This is a genomic window from Methylobacterium sp. Leaf85 (genome assembly GCF_001422125.1).
Classification (GTDB): domain Bacteria; phylum Pseudomonadota; class Alphaproteobacteria; order Rhizobiales; family Beijerinckiaceae; genus Methylobacterium; species Methylobacterium bullatum.
This window is the reverse complement of sequence record NZ_LMME01000001.1, coordinates 142,103-159,846: the sequence shown is the minus strand read 5'-3', so window position 1 is coordinate 159,846 and position 17,744 is coordinate 142,103. Positions and strand designations below refer to the sequence as shown.

The window sequence follows — 17,744 nt, the reverse complement described above, 5'->3', positions numbered from 1 at the left end:
ACGCCGTAACACGCGAGAAAATACCTGAAAGAACGATCTAGACATGAAAGCCAAGCCCGGCCTCCGGTTTCTAATCCTGCTGCTACTCTCCGTACCCCCGCTAACGGCGGGAAACGTCGTCGCCGTGGCGCATACCCCTTACATGACGCAGACGGAGCGATTGACCCTGCCCGACGGCGAGCAGGGGGAAATCCGGCTCCTTCACGGAGATGGAATCCTCTTTTCTGATTCTGTTCGTCTCCTCGTTCTCGATGGCCGGGGGCGACCGTTAGCGCGCAGCGGTAAGTACTCCCTGATCTCCCTGATTTGCGACGGCACACCAAGATCTTGCCGAGGCTACGTTCACGATACAGCACAGGTTCTGACGATTGATCCGTCTTCGTTCAGGTCGGTAGACGCGACATTGCCGAGCGCGAGCGTCGAAGGCGACGACTTCATGTGGAGCACGGAATCGGGGAACGAGAGTTGGGGATTCGCGGCACGCATGGCGTCGCCAAACGAGATCGTGGTTCGCGAGTCTGCATTCATCATGGAGCATCCGTATCTCCATGGCTTAGTGATGGGCTTTGGATGCCTCACGGCAGTCCTGGCATTCGTGGCCACCGGGCGTCCGACACATCGCAGCCGCTGGCTACGCACTCTCTGGGCCTTCAGTATCCTGTTGCGCGCTATGACTGCCGCACTGGTTGTCTATCTGATATTCGCTCTTCTGGTTGTCATTCCACTCAGCCTTGTGTCGACGCTGCTAAGCTTCACCGTAGGCATTGCTATCGTCCTGGGAATACGAAAACATTGGGGCCGATCAGCCTTGATCGTACCCGCTCGCAGCGTCCCGCCCTGAACGCATGCGATCAAGGTCGCAGCTTGCCCGGACCGACCCGTGATGCTCCGATACGGTCCATGCCGCATCGTCCGCTCTCGCTCACCCTCGATCTCATCGCCCGCGCCCATCCGATTCCCGTCGCCGACGATGCGAGCGCCCTGCATCTCCTCACCGATCGCGATCTCGCGCCCGGCCTCGACCGGATGCTCCATGGCAGGCCGGCGCAGGGAAACGGGCTCTGGGTGTTCGGCTACGGCTCGCTGATCTGGCAGCCGGAATTCGCCGTGGCCGAGCGGCGCACCGGCACGGTGCGGGGCTATCACCGGCGCTTCTGCCTGTTGCAGCGGCGCTTTCGCGGGAGCCGCGACCGGCCGGGCCTCGTCCTCGCCCTCGACCGGGGCGGCATCTGCCGGGGAATCGCGTTCAGACTGGAGGGCATCGACCCGGCCGCGACCCTGATGCCGGTGTGGCGCCGCGAGATGCGCGGCGGCGGCTATGAGGGACGCTGGGTCACGGTGGAGACGGGCACAGGCCCGGTCACCGCCCTGACCTTCGTCGTCAACCGCGCCAGCGACCGCTACACCGGCCGCCTCACCGAGGAAGAGATCGCCGACCGGATCGCCACCGGCGCGGGGCATCTCGGCCCGAGCGCGGAATACCTCTTTCGCACGGCGCAGGCCTGCGCCGAGGCCGGCATTCTCGACGACCATCTCTGGCGGCTGCAGCGGCTCGTCGCCGAGCGCCTGGAAGCGGACCACCGGCAGGAGCAGGAGCCCCGCCTTGCGGCGCGTTGACGGAACCGCCCCGCTGAGCATCGCTTTTGCCTGCAGGCGCGGGATAGTCCCGATTCCACCGGGTGCAACGGGGCCGATGCGGCGGCGACGTCCGAAGCATCCATCCCCGCAAGATCGCCGCCCGGAACCGGCGGCCGCACGGCGCAGCGGCGGGAGGGTCTCGACCCGTGAGCAATGGCCTCTCCCTCCCCTCCGCAGCGCCGATCCCGCCTGGTCCAAGGGCGCCCTTCGCCGACCTCGCGGGGTTTTCGGCACCGAGTGGCACGCTCCGGGCCGCCATCCGGTCCGCCCATCGTCTTTCCGAATCCGAGTGCCTCGCCCCCCTGATGGCCGCGGCGCGCCGGAACCCGGGCGAGAACGCGGCCGCGATGCATCTGGCGAGACACCTCGTCACCACCCTTCGCGCCAAGGGCTCGCGCGCCCCCGTCGAGCAGCTGATGCGCGAGTTCAGCCTGTCGAGCGCGGAGGGTGTCGCCCTGATGTGTCTCGCCGAAGCGCTTCTGCGCATTCCGGATGCGGCGAGCCGGGACGCGTTGATCCGCGACAAGATCGGGCATGGCGATTGGTGGTCGCATCTCGGCCATGCCACCTCCCTCTTTGCCGGCGCGGCCACATGGGGACTGGTCCTGACGGGACGGGTCGTGGGCGCGCCGGACGAGCCCGGCCTCGCGGCGGCACTGACACGGGTGGTGCGGCGCGCGGGCGAACCCGCCATCCGAAAAGGCGTCGATCTCGCCATGCGCATGCTCGGCGGCCAGTTCGTCACCGGCCGCAGCATCGCCGAGGCGTTGCGCAACGGCCGGCGCAGGGAGGCCATGGGCTTTACCTATTCCTACGACATGCTCGGCGAGGCGGCGATGAATGCCGGGGATGCCGCCCGGTACGCCGAGGATTATGCCGGCGCCATCGCGGCGATCGGCGCGGCATCGGGTGGGCGCGGACCGCTCGCCGGGCCGGGCATATCCGTCAAGCTCTCGGCCCTGCATCCACGCTATGAGCGAGTTCAGCGCGGGCGGGTGATGGCCGAGTTGCTGCCGCGATTGGCGGGCCTCGCCCTCGCGGCGAGCCGTCAGGACATCGGCTTCAACATCGACGCCGAGGAGGCCGACCGCCTCGATCTCTCCCTCGACCTCCTCGAAGCCCTGGCGATGGACGAGCGCCTGGCCGGCTGGGACGGGCTCGGCTTCGTCGTCCAGGCCTACCAGAAGCGCGCGCTCCCGGTGGTGGATTGGGTCGTCGACCTCGCGCGGCGGAGCGGGCACCGCCTCATGGTGCGCCTGGTCAAGGGCGCGTATTGGGATTCGGAGATCAAGCGCGCCCAGGTCGACGGCCTCGACGGCTTCCCGGTCTTCACCCGGAAGGTGCATACGGACGTGTCGTATCTCGCCTGCGCGCGCAGGCTGCTGATGGCCGGTGACGCGGTGTTCCCGCAATTCGCCACCCACAACGCCCGCACGCTGGCCGACATCGTCGCCATGGCGGGGCCGGACTTCCGGCCGGGCGACTACGAGTTCCAGTGCCTGCACGGCATGGGCGAGACGCTCTACGAGGAGGTGGTCGGCGGATCGATCCTGAACCGTCCGTGCCGGATCTACGCCCCGGTGGGCACGCACGAGACCCTGCTCGCCTATCTCGTCCGGCGCTTGCTCGAGAACGGCGCGAATTCCTCCTTCGTCAACCGGATCGCCGACCCCGCCGTCTCAATGGACGACCTCGTCGCCGACCCGGTGGAGCGGGCGCGCCGGGTCTCGCCACCCGGCTCGGGGCATCCGGGAATCCCCCTGCCGCGCGACCTGTTCGCCGGGAGCCGGCCCAATTCGCGCGGCCTCGATCTCGCCGACGAGGACGTGCTCGCGTCCCTCGGCGAGGCCCTGCCACGCGGCGCGGCGACGCCCTTCCTCTGTCGACCCGTTCCGTCGGAGGGGACAGAAGGCGCGAGGCGGGCCGTGCTCAACCCGGCGGACAGAGACGATGTCGTCGGATACGTGGTGGAGGCGGATGACGGATGCGTCGATGCCGCCATCGCGCGGGCGGGCTCGGTGGCTGTTGGCTGGGCGGCGACGGCGCCGTCGCGGCGGGCCGAGATCCTGGCCGATGCGGCCGGCCTGATCGAGGCGCGGCGCGACGCGTTCCTCGGGCTGCTGGTGCGGGAGGCGGGCAAGTCCCTCGCCAACGCCGCGGCCGAGATCCGCGAAGCGGTGGATTTCCTCCACTATTACGGTGTGCAGGCGGCGGGCTTCAAAGCCGCGCCCCCTGTCCCCCTGGGCGTGGTCGCCTGTATCAGCCCGTGGAACTTCCCCCTCGCCATCTTCATCGGGCAGGTCGCGGCGGCCCTCGCGGCGGGCAACGCCGTCCTCGCCAAGCCCGCCGGCGAAACGCCCCTGGTGGCCGGGCTCGCGGTGGAGATCCTGATCGAGGCCGGGATTCCGGAGGGCGTGCTCGGCCTGCTGCCGGGAGAGGGGCGGGTCGGCGCCCGCCTCGTGGCCGATCCGCGCATCGACGGCGTCCTATTCACCGGATCGACCGACGTCGCCAAAGGGATACAGACCGAATTGGCCGGACGCCTCGGCCCTCTGGGGCGACCGATCCCGTTCGTCGCGGAAACCGGCGGCCAGAACGCCCTCGTGGTGGATTCCTCCGCCCTGCCGGAGCAGGTGGTGGCCGATGTGCTGGTGTCGGCCTTCGATTCGGCCGGCCAGCGCTGCTCGGCGCTCCGCGTGCTCTGCCTGCAGGACGAGATCGCCGAGCGCATCCTCACGATGCTGAAGGGGGCGATGGCCGAGCTCACCATCGGCAATCCCGACCAGCTCGCCACCGATATCGGGCCGGTCATCAGCGAGGCAGCGCAACAAAGGATCGAGGCGCATGTGGCGCGGATGCGGGAGCTCGGCCATGCCGTAGACCGGCTCCCGCTGTCCGCCTCCTGCGCGGCGGGCCATTTCGTCCCGCCGAGCCTGATCGCCATCGACAAGCTGGACGACCTCACCGGCGAGGTCTTCGGGCCGATCCTCCACATCCTGCGCTACCGGCGCGGCGGTCTCGACGGGCTCGCCGCCGCCATCGACGAGACCGGCTACGGCCTGACCTTCGGCGTGCACAGCCGGATCGACGCCACCGTCGCGCGCCTCCCGGACCGTGTCCGCGCCGGTAACCTCTACGTCAACCGCAACCTCATCGGGGCCGTGGTCGGCATGCAGCCCTTCGGCGGCGAGGGCCTGTCGGGGACCGGACCGAAGGCCGGCGGCCCGCTCTACCTCCGCCGCCTCCTGGCCTCGGCGCCCGCGGAGACCGGCCTCGCCCGGCGCCCCGCCGCGATGCCCGAGGCGCTGGCGTCCCTGCGCGACGCCCTGTCCGCGGCGGGCAGGAAGAGGGAGGCGGCGCGCTGCGACGCCTATGCCGAACGGAGCCTCCTCGGGCTCGACATCGCCCTGCCCGGCCCGGTGGGCGAGAGCAACCGCTACAGCCTGCATCCGCGCGGCACGGTCCTGTGCCTGCCGGCCAGCGAGACCGGGCTGTTCGCACAGATCGCGGCATGCCTCGCCACCGGCAACACGATCCGCCTCGTCCCGCCCGCCGGCCTGCGACCCTTGCTCAACCTCCTGCCCCGTGCGGTTCGGGGTACGATCGACATCGCCGATGGGCCGGACGCCATGGGCTGCGCGGCGATCCTGGTGGAGGGCGGAGCGGAGGCGACCCTCGCGGCGACGCGGAGAGCCGCCGCGCTGCCGGGCGCCATCATCCCGGTCCTCGCCGTGTCGCCGGACGGATTGGAGAAAGGAGCCGACGATTACGCGTTGGAATGGCTTCTGCGCGAGCGCAGCGTCAGCACCAACACCGCAGCGGCAGGCGGCAATGCCGCCCTGATGACACTCGGCGAGGATAGCGATGCGATCGCGATCCCACCCACCACCTCACCCTGAGGTGCCGAAGCGCAGCGAAGGCCTCAAAGGAGCCCTCCAGTTCGCACAGCGGGTTCTGAAGCCCTCCTTCGAGGCCGCTACGCGGCGCCTCAGGATGAGGTCGTCGGGTGGAGGAGGAAAGTCGTCACGCCTTCCCGCGTCGACAGCGGCGACCCCGCTCAGACGGAAAAGGTCGCGGCCTGACCGTGGAACAGGCCGGCCTCGTCCACGAGCTGCCAGACGATGGCGTCTCGGATCGGGAAGCGGGTTCCGTCCTTGCGGATGCGGATGCCGGCATAGTTGTCGACGAACCCGTGGCGGGTGACCGCGTCGAGGAGGCGCTGCCGCTCGGCCCGCTCCGGGGCCTCGGCCGAGAAGCGGGAGGGCAGGCCGATGAGCTCGGTCTTCTCGTAGCCGAAGACGCGCAGGGCGGTCAGGTTCGCATAGATGAAACGCGGGTCGTCCCCTCCGTCATGGGCGAGGACCGCGAAGGGGGCGTCGGCATCGAGCCAGGCCGCGTCGCGCCCCGGCTCCGGCACCAGCGGCCGGCCGACGGCACGGTGGAAACTCCCGGTCAGGAGCGCGTAAAAACCGGGATCGTCGGAGATATCCACGTCAGGCACCTGTGTCAGCGCGAGGCCGAAGGCCGCTCGAACCGGGCATAGGCGGCCAGGGCGAGGTAAGCGACGAGGCTGCCGAACGCCGCGGCGACCGCCTTGACCAGGAAATCGGACATCCGGGCATGGCGGGTCGGCGACAATTCCTGGCCAAATTCGAGGATGCCGGCCACCGCCATTCCGGTCACGAGCCCGAGATACCAGCGCTTGGGATAGGCCAGGATCAACAGGAAGCCGAACAGGGCGTAGGCGCTCATCCGCTCGACATTCGCCGAGGCGACGACCGGCCGGAGCCCGATCGGCGACAGCGTCACGAAGACCAGGATCGCGAGGATGACGAAGACCGACAGGCGCAAGAGAGTTCTCGTCATCGAAGCGTGCCACCGAACCGCGACGCCAGTTCGCGTCATGCCGGGACTTGTCGGGCAAGCACCGGGTCCAGCCTGATCTCGACCATGCTGAAGGTCTAATTAAGACGCGGTTACGCGACAGATGTTTCCCGCCGCGTCTGTCCGACCGGCAAGCCGGCGCGCATGGCCGCTGCGGAGCGTCAGTGCTGGTCCGCGCGGGCCTTGTCGGCGACGTCGTTCACGGTGGCCAGGGTCTGGTCGAACCGCTTCTCGCTGTCCGCGAAGCGCAGGAAGCCCACGCGTTTCACCAGGATTTCCGGCGGAGTCGGCTGCGTCGCGAAGAGCGTCATCACCTCGTCCATGAAGTCGCCGAGGGGCATGTATCCCTCCCGCGTCGACTGGCCGGGCGTGAGTTCCGTCTGCACGGCGGGCGGCACGAGCTCGATGACCTCGACCTTGCCCTTCAGGGCGTCCCGCAGGCTGACCGTGTAGGAATGGATCGCCGCCTTCGTCGCCGAATAGGTCGGGGTCGAGACGAGCGGCACGAAGGCGAGGCCCGACGAGACGTTGATGACCGCCCCGTCCGGCCGGGTCGCGAGATGGTCGATCAGCGCGTTGGTGAGCCGGATCGGCCCCAGCAGGTTGGTGGTCACCATCGCCTCGGCATCCGACAGATCGCGGGAGCGGGTGAGATCCTCGAACTGCATGATCCCGGCATTGTTGATCAGGACGTTCAGGTCGGGATGGGCGGCGATCACCATCGCGGCGAAGGCGCCGATCCCGGCCTTGTCCTCGACATCGAGCACATAGCCGACCATGCCGGGATTGGAATCCGTCACCGCATCGAGCCGGTCCCGGCGGCGGCCGGCGATGATCACCGTGTTGCCCTGGGCCTGGAACCGCTCCGCCAGTTCTCGGCCGATCCCCGATGCGCCGCCGGTGATGAGAATGGTGTTGCCGCTCGTCTTCATGGGACATCCCTCCTGGTTGTCCCAAACAGATGCCGCGCCTACTCTCCAAAGGGTAGAAGGCACCAAAAAGATTTGTACTCACCAAAAGGAGAGCGTGAGATGCCGGCTCCGCACCCACCCGCCGACGCGGATCCGCGCGTCGAGGCTCTGGTCCACGACCTCATCGGCCGCGTCGCCGACAAATGGACGATGCTGATCCTCGAAATCCTGGAGGAAAAGGGCGAGCTTCGCTTCACCGAACTGAGCCGAGCGATCGGCACGATCAGCCAGAAGATGCTGACCCAGACGCTGCGCCACATGGAGCGGGACGGGTTGGTGATCCGCACCGTGCATCCGGTGGTGCCGCCCAAGGTCGAGTACCGGCTGACGGAACTCGGCCAGAGCCTCGGCGCCGCCTTCTGCGGCGTGTGGATCTGGGCCGAGCAGAACCTCGCGACGGTGGAGACGGCGCGCGAGACGTTCGACGGTCCCCTCCCCTCGGGAGGCTGAACCCGTCAGTTCACTTCGACCTGCACCACACCGGGCACAGCGCGGAGGGCACCCGCGATCTGCGGCGTCGCCTGATAGCGGCCGGGGAGCTTGACCTCGACCTCCCGGTCACCACCGTCGAGGAGGAGGATCAGCGAGACCTCGCCCTCGCCGCGCACCTGCAGGCGCTGCTGGACGCTGACGATGGGGCGCTCGTCGCGGAGATAGACGCGCATGCCCTTCTGGTACCGGGCCACCGCCTCGTCGAGGGGCTCGGCGGTGACGATGCGCGCGCGCACGTCCTCGCCTTCGAGATTGGCCTGGATCTGCAGCACGAGGGGACGGCCGGGTTCCAGGATCTCGCGGTACTGGCCGAGGCCCTCCTGGAAGATGATCGCCTCGAAATGCCCGGTCTGGTCCGAGAGGGTGACGATGCCCAGCTTGTTGCCGGACTTGGTGCGGCGCTCCGAGCGGTCGAGGACGGAGGCGGCGACCTTGCCGACGCTGGACGTGCCGGCGCGGACCGAGCGGCAGAACTCGGCCCAGCTCTGGACGCGGAGTTTCTCCAGCAGGCCGGCATATTCGTCGAGGGGATGGCCGGAGAGGAAGAAGCCGATGGCCTCGTATTCCTTCTTCAGCTTCTCGGCCATGGGCCAGGGCTCGTAGGCGGGCACGCGCAGGGTCACGTCGGCCGACGCGATGCCACCGAACATGTCGACGATGCCGGTACTGGCCGCCTCCGCCGCCCCTTGGGCCAGCTTCATCATCGGCTCGACGGCGGCGCAGGCCCGCGCCCGGTCGATCTCGATGCAATCCATGGCGCCGGCCGCGACGAGGTTCTCAAGGGTCCGCTTGTTGATGAGGCGCGGGTTGAGCCGGCGTGCGAGGCAGGCGAGGTCCTTGAACGGCGTGTCGCCGCGCGCCTCCACCACGGCCTCGACGGCGGCCCTGCCCACGCCCTTGATCGCGGCGAGCGCATAGCCGATCCGCCCGTCATGGACCTCGAAATTGACGCCCGATGTGTTGATCGAGGGCGGGTCCACCGGGATGCCGAGGCGCTGGGCGTCCTGGCGGAACTCGGCGAGCTTGTCGGTGACGTCGATGTCGAGCTGCATCGCGGCGGCCAGGAACTCCACCGGGTAGTTCGCCTTGAGATAAGCGGTCTGGTAGGTCAGCAGGGCGTAGGCGGCGGCGTGCGACTTGTTGAAGCCGTAATCGGCGAACTTGGCGAGCAAGTCGAAGATCTCGTTGGCCTTCGCCTCGGTGAGGCCACCCGCGACGGAGCCCTTCACGAAACGGTCGCGCTGGGCGTCCATCTCGGCCTTGATCTTCTTGCCCATGGCGCGGCGGAGCATGTCGGCGTCGCCGAGCGAGTAGCCGGCCAGAAGCTTGGCCACCTCCATCACCTGCTCCTGGTAGACGATGATGCCGAAGGTCTCCTTGAGGATCGGCTCCAGCTTCTCGTGCGGGTACCAGCTCGCCTCGTTGCCGGCATCGCGGCCGAGCTTGCGCTCGCAATAGACCGGGATGTTGGCCATGGGGCCGGGGCGGTAGAGCGCCACGAGGGCGATGATGTCCTCGAACCGGTCGGCCTGCATCTCGACCAGCGCCTTGCGCATGCCGGCGGATTCCACCTGGAACACGCCCACCGTCTCGCCGCGCTTCATCGGCGCGTAGGTCTTGGGATCGTCCAGCGGCAGCGAGGCGAGATCGACGATGATGCCGCGCTGCGCCAGGAGGTCGGTGCAGCAGCGCAGCATGGTCAGGGTCTTGAGGCCGAGGAAGTCGAACTTCACGAGGCCCGCCGCCTCGACCCATTTCATGTTGAACTGGGTCACCCGCATCCCGGTCTTCGGGTCGCGGTAGAGCGGTACGAGCTGTTCCAACGGCCGGTCGCCGATGACCACGCCCGCCGCGTGGGTCGAGGCGTGGCGGTGCAGACCCTCGAGCTTCTTGGCGATCTGCATGAGGCGCGCGACGACGGGCTCCTCCTCCATCGCCGCCTGGAGCTTGGGCTCGCCCTCGATGGCCTGGACCAGGGTGACGGGGTTGGCCGGGTTCTGCGGCACCAGCTTCGTCAGCTTGTCGACCTGCCCGTAGGGCATCTCCAGCACGCGGCCGACGTCGCGCAGCACACCGCGCGCCTGCAGCGTACCGAAGGTGATGATCTGCGCCACCTGCTCGTGGCCGTAGCGTTCCTGCACGTACTGGATCACGCGCTCACGGCCGTCGACGCAGAAGTCGATGTCGAAATCCGGCATCGAGACGCGTTCGGGGTTGAGGAAGCGCTCGAACAGCAGGCCGAACCGCAGCGGATCGAGATCGGTGATGAGGAGCGCATAGGCCACCAGCGAGCCGGCACCCGAACCACGGCCCGGCCCCACCGGGATGTCGTGGTCCTTGGCCCATTTGATGAAGTCCGACACGATGAGGAAGTAGCCGGGGAACTTCATCTTCACGATGACGTCGAGCTCGAAGGCGAGACGATCGCGATAGACCTGTTCGGTCATGCCCTCGCAGGGGCCGTGCTGGGCCAGACGCAGTTCGAGACCGGCCTCGGCCTGACGGCGCAGCTCGGACGGCTCGTCGAGGGCGATCTCCGCCGCGACATCCGGCGAGACCGTCTCCACGGGGAGCGCATCGAGGGCGGCGACGACGCCGAAATTGGGCAGGATCGGCTTGCGGGTGCGCACGCGATAGGCGCAGCGCATGGCGATCTCCACGGTGGCGGACAGGGCGTCCGGCAGGTCGTGGAACAGCTTGGCCATCTCGGCCCGGGTCTTGAAGCCGTGGCGCGGAGTGAGCTTGCGCCTCCGCTCGTCCGAGACGAGGCGTCCCTCGGCGATGGCGAGCAGCGCGTCGTGGGCGTCGTAATCGTCGGGCTTGGCGAAGAACGGCTCGTTGGTGGCCACGATCGAGAGGCCGCTGGAATCGGCGAGCCTCAGCAATTCGCGCTCGACCATGCGCTCGTCGTCGAGTCCGTGGCGCAGGATCTCCACGTAGAGCCGGTCCTCGCCGAACGCTCCCTTCAGCTGCTCGAGGCGGGCGGCGGCGAGTTCGACGCGTCCGCCGCGCAGGGCTGTGTCGAGGGGGCCGGTGGTGCCGCCGGTGAGCGCGATGAGGCCGCCCGCATTCTCCGCCAGGGCCTCCACGGTGAGCCGGGGCGCATCGCCCAGGGGGCCGTCGAAATAGGCGCGGCTCGCGAGACGCAGGAGGTTGCCGTAGCCGGCCTCGCTCTGGGCCAGCACCACGACGTTGGAGGTGACGATCTGCGACAGCCGCGCCATCGGGTCCGGCGCCTCGAAGGCCACGGAGAGCTGCATGCCGGCGATGGGCTGGATGCCCGTTCCGGCGGCCTTCTCGGAGAATTCCAGCGCCCCGAACAGGTTGTTGGTGTCGGTGAGCGCCAGGGCCGGTTGCCGGTCGGCGGCGGCCGCCTTGACGATGTCGGCGACCTTCAGTGCCCCTTCGAGGAGCGAGAAGGACGAGTGGACGTGGAGGTGGACGAAACCGGGATCTTTGAGGATGCGCGCCATGACTCAACCCATCCCGAGTCGCGGTTCACGGTCCATTACCATTACCACGTCCGGCGCAATTGCCTGTGGAAGAGGGCCTTTCGGGTCACAGGCCCCCTCCCCCGCCTTTGCCTATTCGGCCGGCAGCGCCAGGCGCTTCGGCCTCGGCTCCTTGCCGCGGGCGGTTTCGTCCAGCGCGTCGGTGAACTGGAGCGCGGCGAGCTGAGCGTAGAGCGCCCCCTGCGCCAGCAGGCTCTCATGCGTGCCGGTCTCGACGATCCTGCCGCCATCGAGGACGAGGATGCGGTCGGCGGCCCGAATGGTGGCCAGACGGTGGGCGATGACCAGGGTGGTGCGCCCGCGCATGAGGGTATCCAACGCGGTCTGCACCGCGCGCTCGCTCTCGGCGTCCAGCGCCGAGGTCGCCTCGTCGAGGAGCAGGATCGGCGCGTCCTTGAGGATGGCGCGGGCGATGGCGACGCGCTGGCGCTGACCGCCGGACAAGGTGACGCCGCGCTCGCCGACCTGGGTGTGGTAGCCCTGCGGCAGGGCGCGGATGAACCCGTCCGCATGGGCGAGTTCGGCGGCGCGATGGATCTCGGCCTCGCTGGCGAGGGGCCGGCCGTAGCGGATGTTGTCCATCACCGAGCCGGAGAACACGGTGGGGTCCTGCGGGACCAGGGACATGCGCTCGCGCAGCGAATCCGGATCGACGGCGGTGATGTCGACCCCGTCGACGCGGACCACCCCCGATTGCGGATCGTAGAAGCGCAGCAGCGCCTGCAGCACCGTGGTCTTGCCGGCGCCCGAGGGACCGACGAGAGCGACGCGCTCGCCATGGGCCACCTGGAAGCTGATCCCGTCCAGCGAAGGGTGCTCGGGCCGGGTCGGATAGGTGAGGCGCACCTGCTCGAACGCCACCTCGCCGCGTGGCGGCACCGGCAGCGGCACCGGATCGGCGGGCGCCTGGATCGCCGGCTCGGCGGCCAGGATCTCGCCGAGGCGCTCGGCGGCGCCGGCCGCCTGGGCGAGCTCGCCGTAGACCTCGGAGAGCTGGCCCAGCGCGCTGGCGCCGAACACCGCGTAGAGCACGAATTGCGAGAGCTGGCCCGCCGTCATCGTGCCGGCCAGCACCCCTTGCGCGCCGTACCACATCACCCCGACGACGCTGGCCGAGATCAGGAAGATCGCCACCCCGGTGAGGAGGGCGCGGGCCTGCACCGAATTGCGCGCGGCGGAATACGCATTCTCGGAGGCCTGCCCGAAATGCTCCGCCGTGGCGCGTCCCATGCCGAAGGCCTGCATGGTGCGAATCGCCCCGATGGCTTCGGCCGCATAGGCCGAGGCATCGGCCAGCCGGTCCTGCGCCGCGCGGGAACGCCGCCGCACGCCGCGCCCGGACAGGATGAGCGGGAACACGATGAGGGGAATCGCCACCAGCACCAGGATCGACAGCTTCGGGCTGGTGATGACCATCATCGCCACCGCGCCGACGAACAGGAAGGCGTTGCGCAGGAGAATGGAGATCGAGACGCCGAAGACCGCCTTCACCTGCGTCGCATCGGCGGTGAGCCGCGAGACGATCTCGCCCGATTGCGAGCGGTCGAAGAAGGCCGGATCGAGGATGGTGAGGCGGGCGAAGACCGCGCTGCGCAGGTCCGCGACCACGCGCTCGCCCAGGGTCACCACGGTGTAGTACCGCGCCGCGCTCGAGAGGGCGAGGACCGACACCACGCCGATCAGCGCCATGAAATAGGCGTCGATGACGCTGTGGCCCTCCGGCGAGAAGCCGTGATCGATCACCCGCCGGAGCGCGATGGGCACGACCAGAGTCGCCCCGGAAGCCGCCAGCAGCGACAGGAACGCCGCCAGGATGCGACCGCGATAGACCAGTGCGAACGGAATCAGCGGCTTCAGCGACCCGAGGGGTGCCTTGCCACGGCCATCGCCGCCGGAAATTTTGTTACGCCCGCGAGCCATCTTGCCTCGTCATCGTCTCAAGAAAATACGCGCCCGGGCGATCTCCCGCGCCCGGGCGCTTGTTCGGAGGAAGCACGTGGGGTATAGGCCCGCCTTCATCCGATTGCGCGTGATCTAAGGCCGCGGGCCGCCAGGCGGGCCGGTCGGCGTGGCTATTCAAGGATTTCGTCATGGCAAAGAGTGCGGCCGACAAGGCCAAGGGTACCGAGCATCCCGACTACCATTTCATCAAGGTCGTGATGACCGATGGGTCCGACTACATGACCCGGTCGACCTACGGCAAGGAGGGCGACACCCTCAACCTCGACATCGATCCGAACACGCACCCGGCCTGGACCGGTGGCGAGCAGAAGATGCTCGATCGCGGCGGTCGCGTCTCGCGGTTCAATTCGCGTTTCGGCGCCCTCTCCTTCGGCAAGAAGTGATCTCTGCGGACTGACCGACGCGACCGGCTGGTGGCGGCGGAGGGTTTTCGAAACGCGAAAGGGCGGCGCCGACGAGGCGCCGCCCTTTCGCGTTTCCAGGCATCGAGGCCACGCCGGGCCTCGACGCGCCACATCTCAATGCGCCGGTCTCAATGCGCCACGCCGAAGGCGCTGCGCAGCAGGCCCTGCTGGGCGGCGACTGGGCTCTCGCGGACGATCGGGGTCGGGTGGTCGTCGGAGATGAGCCCGTCGAGATGCAGGATGCGGGCATGGAGCCGGCGCGAGCGGATGATGAGGTCCTGAAGACGGGCCGGGAGCGCGCCGAACGTCTCGGCGCGGAAGGCCTCCGGCGTCGCGAGGCGGACGCGGGTCTTCTCCTGAAGCGCTTGGGCGGGGGTGATCTCACCCTCCGACACGGCGCGCTGCACCAGCAGCCAGGAGGCGATCTGCATCAGCCGCGTGGTCAGACGCATGCTCTCGCTGGCATAGGACAGGGTACTGTCGCGCGACAGGAGGCGGGATTCCTCGCGCCCATCTCCATCGAGATAGGCCGCCGCCTCCTCGACCATGGTCATGCCCTCGCGGAACAGAACCCGGAAGGCCTCCGAGTTCACGTAGGTGTCACCGAAGCTGACCCAGTCGCGCTCGTCGCGAAAGGTGACGTTGAACTCGTTCATCCTGCCTCCTGTGCCGCTATCGGACCGTTGTGTCCCGACCTGGGACACGATCAGTGCGTTCGCGACCAGAGGCGCAACACTAGCGCCGAACGCGCCGCCCCGCGCCGTTGACCGGGGGTTAACGTTAACAAGCGGACATCGTGCCAAACGAGCGGAGTCGCACGGCGCCGGGCATGCGCATGAGCGAGGACGAAAAAAAAAGCCGCCCGGGAGGGGCGGCTTTGGTGAAGTCGACAGAGGCATCAAAACAACGGCAGATCGAAATCTGCCCCACATCCGGAGAACCGGACATGATTCTTTCATAAGCTGAAAAGGTTAATGCGCGGCTAACGCCGACCCCGCTCGGACGGCGGCGGGCGCGATGGGAAATGCCCGCGCCAGAATTGACTTCGCCCCCCCTCTCCGTCATAAGCCGCGCCATCGCGTCGCCGCGCCCCACGTGGGCGCTCTTCGCGCTTGCAGACACATTTCAGGGCGAGTGAAGATGTCGGTGGGGCTCCTGCAGCCAGCCGGATCGATCCTCGGCCATCGGAGATCGCGCCATGAAGAGAACTTATCAGCCCAGCAAGCTCGTGCGTAAGCGCCGCCACGGTTTCCGCGCCCGTATGGCCACGGCCGGCGGTCGCAAGGTCATCGCAGCCCGTCGCTCGCACGGCCGCAAGAAGCTCTCGGCCTAAGGCATCCGTGCCTTCGGCGGCACGGAACGCCGAGGCCAGCCCCGCTCAGACCATGACCTCGCCCCTAGGCCGCAGGATCGAACCGGCAGTGTCGACGATCGGACGGCTCAAGCGGCGACCGGACTTCCTCGCTGCCGCGGGGGGGCGACGGTTCCATACTGAGCTCATGAGCGCCCAGGGGCGGCTGCGTGAGGCAGCGTCAGGGACGCCACTTGCCGATGCTCCGCCGATCGGGGGGCTGCGAATCGGCTTCACGATCACGAAGCGCGTCGGTCATGCCACCGAGCGCAACCGGATTCGCCGCCGGCTGCGCGATGCCGTGGCCCGTGCCTCGGCGGATCTTCCCGATACCTCTGCGGACATCGTTCTCATCGCGAGACGTCCGGCGCTCCACGCCCCGTTCGAGACGCTGATCGCCGACCTGCGCCGCTCCGTCGGTGCGGTGATCAAGCCCGGCGGGACCAAGGGTCGCGAATCGGCGCCCTCCTCGCGGGGCCGGCGCAGGTCCGGAAAGCCCGATGCGAGCAAGCCCGGCTCGGGCTCCGATGGAATTGCATCCTCCAAAACAGCATCACTCGCCCTGACGTCGGCGCGTTCGCCCGCGCGAAACGAGGCGGGGACGATGCCCCCTGCCTCGGGCGACGCTTGCCTTCCCTCCCCTCCTCCGAACACACGCGACGGATCTCTCGATGGGTAATGACAAGACGAACATGATCGTCGCGATCGCCTTGTCGCTGGCGGTGCTGCTCGGTTGGAACTATTTCATCGCCGCCCCGCGCGTGGAGGAGCAGCGTCAGGCGGCGCTCCAGAGCAAGGCGGCGCAGCAGGCGGCCAATCCCAACGGCGCGCCCTCGGCGAGCCCGGCGGAAGGCGGCCCCTCGGCCCCCGTGCCGGGCACCCTGCCGAATGCGCAGACGCCGGCGGAAAGCCGCGAGGCGGCGCTCGCCCGCTCGCCGCGCGTGACCATCGATACCCCGGCGCTCGCCGGTTCGATCGCCCTCAAGGGCGGCCGCGTCGACGACGTCTCCCTCAAAGGCTACCACGAGACCGTGGACGACAAGAGCCCGCGCATCGTGCTGCTCTCGCCCACCGGCAGCGCCAATCCCTATTACGCCGAGTTCGGCTGGGTCGGGCAGAATACCGGCCCCCTCCCCACCGGTGACACGGTGTGGACCGCCGACGAGACCGTGCTGACGCCGACCAAGCCCCTGACGCTGACCTACGACAACGGCGCCGGCCTCGTGTTCCGCCGCGTCATCGCGGTGGACGACAAGTTCATGTTCACGATCCGCGACGAAGTCGAGAACAAGGGCGCGAACGCCGTCACCTTGTATCCCTACGGGCTGGTCTCGCGCTGGGGCAAGCCGACGACGCAGGGCTATTACGTGCTGCACGAGGGCATGATCGGCGTGGTCGGCGCCGACGGCCTGCAGGAATACACCTACGATCACGTCGCCAAGGAGCCGGTGCTCGGCAATGCCAGCACCAAGGGCAAGGCCTGGGCGAACGTGACCGGCGGCTTCGTCGGCATCACCGACAAGTACTGGGCGGCGGCCACCATCCCCGACCAGGCCACGCCCTATACCGGCAGCTTCACCGAGCGCACCGACGGCGCCACCAAGGTCTATCAGGCCAGCGTGCGCGGCGACGGCCGCAACGTCGCGCCGGGCACCACCGTGACGGCGACCCAGCAGCTCTTCGCCGGCGCCAAGGAAGTCAACACGATCAACAACTACCAGAAGGATCTCGGCATCAAGCAGTTCGATCTGATGATCGACTGGGGCTGGTTCCACTTCATCACCAAGCCGATGTTCCGGGCGCTGGACTTCTTCTTCCACCTGTTCGGCAATTTCGGCGTGTCGATCCTGGTGGTGACCTTCTGCCTGAAGCTTCTGTTCCTGCCGATCGCCAACAAGTCGTACCAGTCCATGGCCAAGATGAAGGCCGTGCAGCCGGAGATGGCCTCGATCCGCGAGCGCTACGGCGACGACAAGATGAAGCAGCAGCAGGCGATGATGGAGCTGTACAAGAAGGAGAAGATCAACCCGGTCGCCGGCTGCTGGCCGGTGCTGATTCAGATCCCCGTCTTCTTTGCGCTCTACAAGGTCCTGTTCATCACCATCGAGATGCGGCACGCGCCGTTCTTCGGCTGGATCCAGGATCTCGCCGCTCCCGATCCGACGAACATCCTGAATCTGTTCGGGCTCCTGCCCTTCGCCGCCCCGGACTTCATCCATCTCGGCATCTGGCCGATCGTGATGGGCATCACGATGTTCATCCAGATGAAGATGAACCCCGCGCCGCCGGACCCGGTCCAGGCGCAGATCTTCACCTTCATGCCCATCGTATTCACCTTCATGCTCGGCTCGTTCCCGGCCGGTCTGGTGATCTACTGGGCCTGGAACAACACCCTTTCGGTGATCCAGCAATACGTCATCATGCGCCGCAACGGCGTGAAGGTGGAGTTGTGGGACAACCTCGGCGGGATGTTCAAGAAGAAGCCCGCCGACAAGGGTGCGACGGCCAAGAGCTGAGCCGTCAACTCTCG

Annotated in this window: 14 protein-coding genes; 8 read left to right on the top strand and 6 right to left on the bottom strand. The window is 68.1% G+C overall.

All coding sequences use genetic code 11. The annotated features are described in order from the left end of the window. Nucleotides 1-43 precede the first annotated feature (43 nt). The 3 genes from ASF08_RS00700 (at nucleotide 44) to putA (ending at nucleotide 5,537) form a co-directional block, all read left to right on the top strand. Complete coding sequence (locus tag ASF08_RS00700; protein ID WP_056140029.1) at nucleotides 44-841, top strand: hypothetical protein; 798 nt, start codon at nucleotides 44-46, stop codon at nucleotides 839-841. A gap of 59 nt (nucleotides 842-900) precedes the next feature. Next, complete coding sequence (locus tag ASF08_RS00695) at nucleotides 901-1,617, top strand: gamma-glutamylcyclotransferase (RefSeq protein ID WP_056140026.1); 717 nt, start codon at nucleotides 901-903, stop codon at nucleotides 1,615-1,617. A 167-nt stretch (nucleotides 1,618-1,784) separates the two neighbouring features. After that, the gene (putA, locus tag ASF08_RS00690; protein ID WP_244474411.1) at nucleotides 1,785-5,537 is read left to right on the top strand and encodes a bifunctional proline dehydrogenase/L-glutamate gamma-semialdehyde dehydrogenase PutA; all 3,753 of its coding nucleotides are present in this window, start codon (nucleotides 1,785-1,787) and stop codon (nucleotides 5,535-5,537) included. A gap of 158 nt (nucleotides 5,538-5,695) precedes the next feature. On the opposite strand, the gene ASF08_RS00685 is transcribed toward putA, so the two are convergent. The 3 genes from ASF08_RS00685 to ASF08_RS00675 all read right to left on the bottom strand — a co-directional run bounded on the left by ASF08_RS00685 (nucleotide 5,696) and on the right by ASF08_RS00675 (nucleotide 7,454). Further along, nucleotides 5,696-6,130 carry an MEKHLA domain-containing protein gene (locus ASF08_RS00685; RefSeq protein WP_018045303.1) on the bottom strand — a complete coding sequence of 145 codons (435 nt, stop codon included), beginning with the start codon at nucleotides 6,128-6,130 and terminating at the stop codon, nucleotides 5,696-5,698. Nucleotides 6,131-6,144: 14 nt separating this feature from the next. Further along, nucleotides 6,145-6,504 (bottom strand): hypothetical protein, encoded by a 360-nt coding sequence (locus tag ASF08_RS00680; RefSeq protein ID WP_026176196.1) that lies wholly within the window; start codon nucleotides 6,502-6,504, stop codon nucleotides 6,145-6,147. 179 nt (nucleotides 6,505-6,683) lie between these two features. Further along, nucleotides 6,684-7,454 carry an SDR family oxidoreductase gene (locus ASF08_RS00675; protein ID WP_056140021.1) on the bottom strand — a complete coding sequence of 257 codons (771 nt, stop codon included), beginning with the start codon at nucleotides 7,452-7,454 and terminating at the stop codon, nucleotides 6,684-6,686. 99 nt (nucleotides 7,455-7,553) lie between these two features. Between ASF08_RS00675 and ASF08_RS00670 the strand changes: the two genes are divergently transcribed. Beyond that, on the top strand, nucleotides 7,554-7,943 hold the full coding sequence (locus ASF08_RS00670; protein WP_056140018.1) for a winged helix-turn-helix transcriptional regulator: 390 nt from the start codon (nucleotides 7,554-7,556) through the stop codon (nucleotides 7,941-7,943). 5 nt (nucleotides 7,944-7,948) lie between these two features. Here ASF08_RS00670 and dnaE read toward each other — a convergent pair whose 3' ends face one another. Beyond that, nucleotides 7,949-11,458 (bottom strand): DNA polymerase III subunit alpha, encoded by a 3,510-nt coding sequence (dnaE, locus tag ASF08_RS00665; protein WP_056140016.1) that lies wholly within the window; start codon nucleotides 11,456-11,458, stop codon nucleotides 7,949-7,951. Nucleotides 11,459-11,569: 111 nt separating this feature from the next. Continuing rightward, on the bottom strand, nucleotides 11,570-13,417 hold the full coding sequence (locus tag ASF08_RS00660; RefSeq protein ID WP_056140011.1) for an ABC transporter transmembrane domain-containing protein: 1,848 nt from the start codon (nucleotides 13,415-13,417) through the stop codon (nucleotides 11,570-11,572). Between the two features lie 170 nt (nucleotides 13,418-13,587). Between ASF08_RS00660 and rpmE the strand changes: the two genes are divergently transcribed. Next, nucleotides 13,588-13,842 (top strand): 50S ribosomal protein L31, encoded by a 255-nt coding sequence (gene rpmE, locus ASF08_RS00655; RefSeq protein WP_018045309.1) that lies wholly within the window; start codon nucleotides 13,588-13,590, stop codon nucleotides 13,840-13,842. Nucleotides 13,843-13,991: 149 nt separating this feature from the next. Here the strand turns inward: rpmE and rcdA are convergent, their stop codons facing one another. Beyond that, on the bottom strand, nucleotides 13,992-14,519 hold the full coding sequence (gene rcdA / locus ASF08_RS00650) for a protease adaptor protein RcdA (protein WP_056140008.1): 528 nt from the start codon (nucleotides 14,517-14,519) through the stop codon (nucleotides 13,992-13,994). 542 nt (nucleotides 14,520-15,061) lie between these two features. Here rcdA and rpmH point away from each other — a divergent pair. The 3 genes from rpmH to yidC are packed head-to-tail and all read left to right on the top strand — an operon-like array spanning nucleotide 15,062 to nucleotide 17,730. Next, the gene (gene rpmH / locus ASF08_RS00645) at nucleotides 15,062-15,196 is read left to right on the top strand and encodes a 50S ribosomal protein L34 (protein WP_018045311.1); all 135 of its coding nucleotides are present in this window, start codon (nucleotides 15,062-15,064) and stop codon (nucleotides 15,194-15,196) included. Between the two features lie 52 nt (nucleotides 15,197-15,248). Further along, the gene (gene rnpA, locus ASF08_RS00640) at nucleotides 15,249-15,893 is read left to right on the top strand and encodes a ribonuclease P protein component (RefSeq protein ID WP_056140005.1); all 645 of its coding nucleotides are present in this window, start codon (nucleotides 15,249-15,251) and stop codon (nucleotides 15,891-15,893) included. Beyond that, nucleotides 15,886-17,730 carry a membrane protein insertase YidC gene (gene yidC, locus ASF08_RS00635; RefSeq protein ID WP_056140002.1) on the top strand — a complete coding sequence of 615 codons (1,845 nt, stop codon included), beginning with the start codon at nucleotides 15,886-15,888 and terminating at the stop codon, nucleotides 17,728-17,730. Before rnpA ends, yidC begins: the two co-directional genes overlap by 8 nt. The last annotated feature ends 14 nt before the right edge of the window (nucleotides 17,731-17,744 follow it).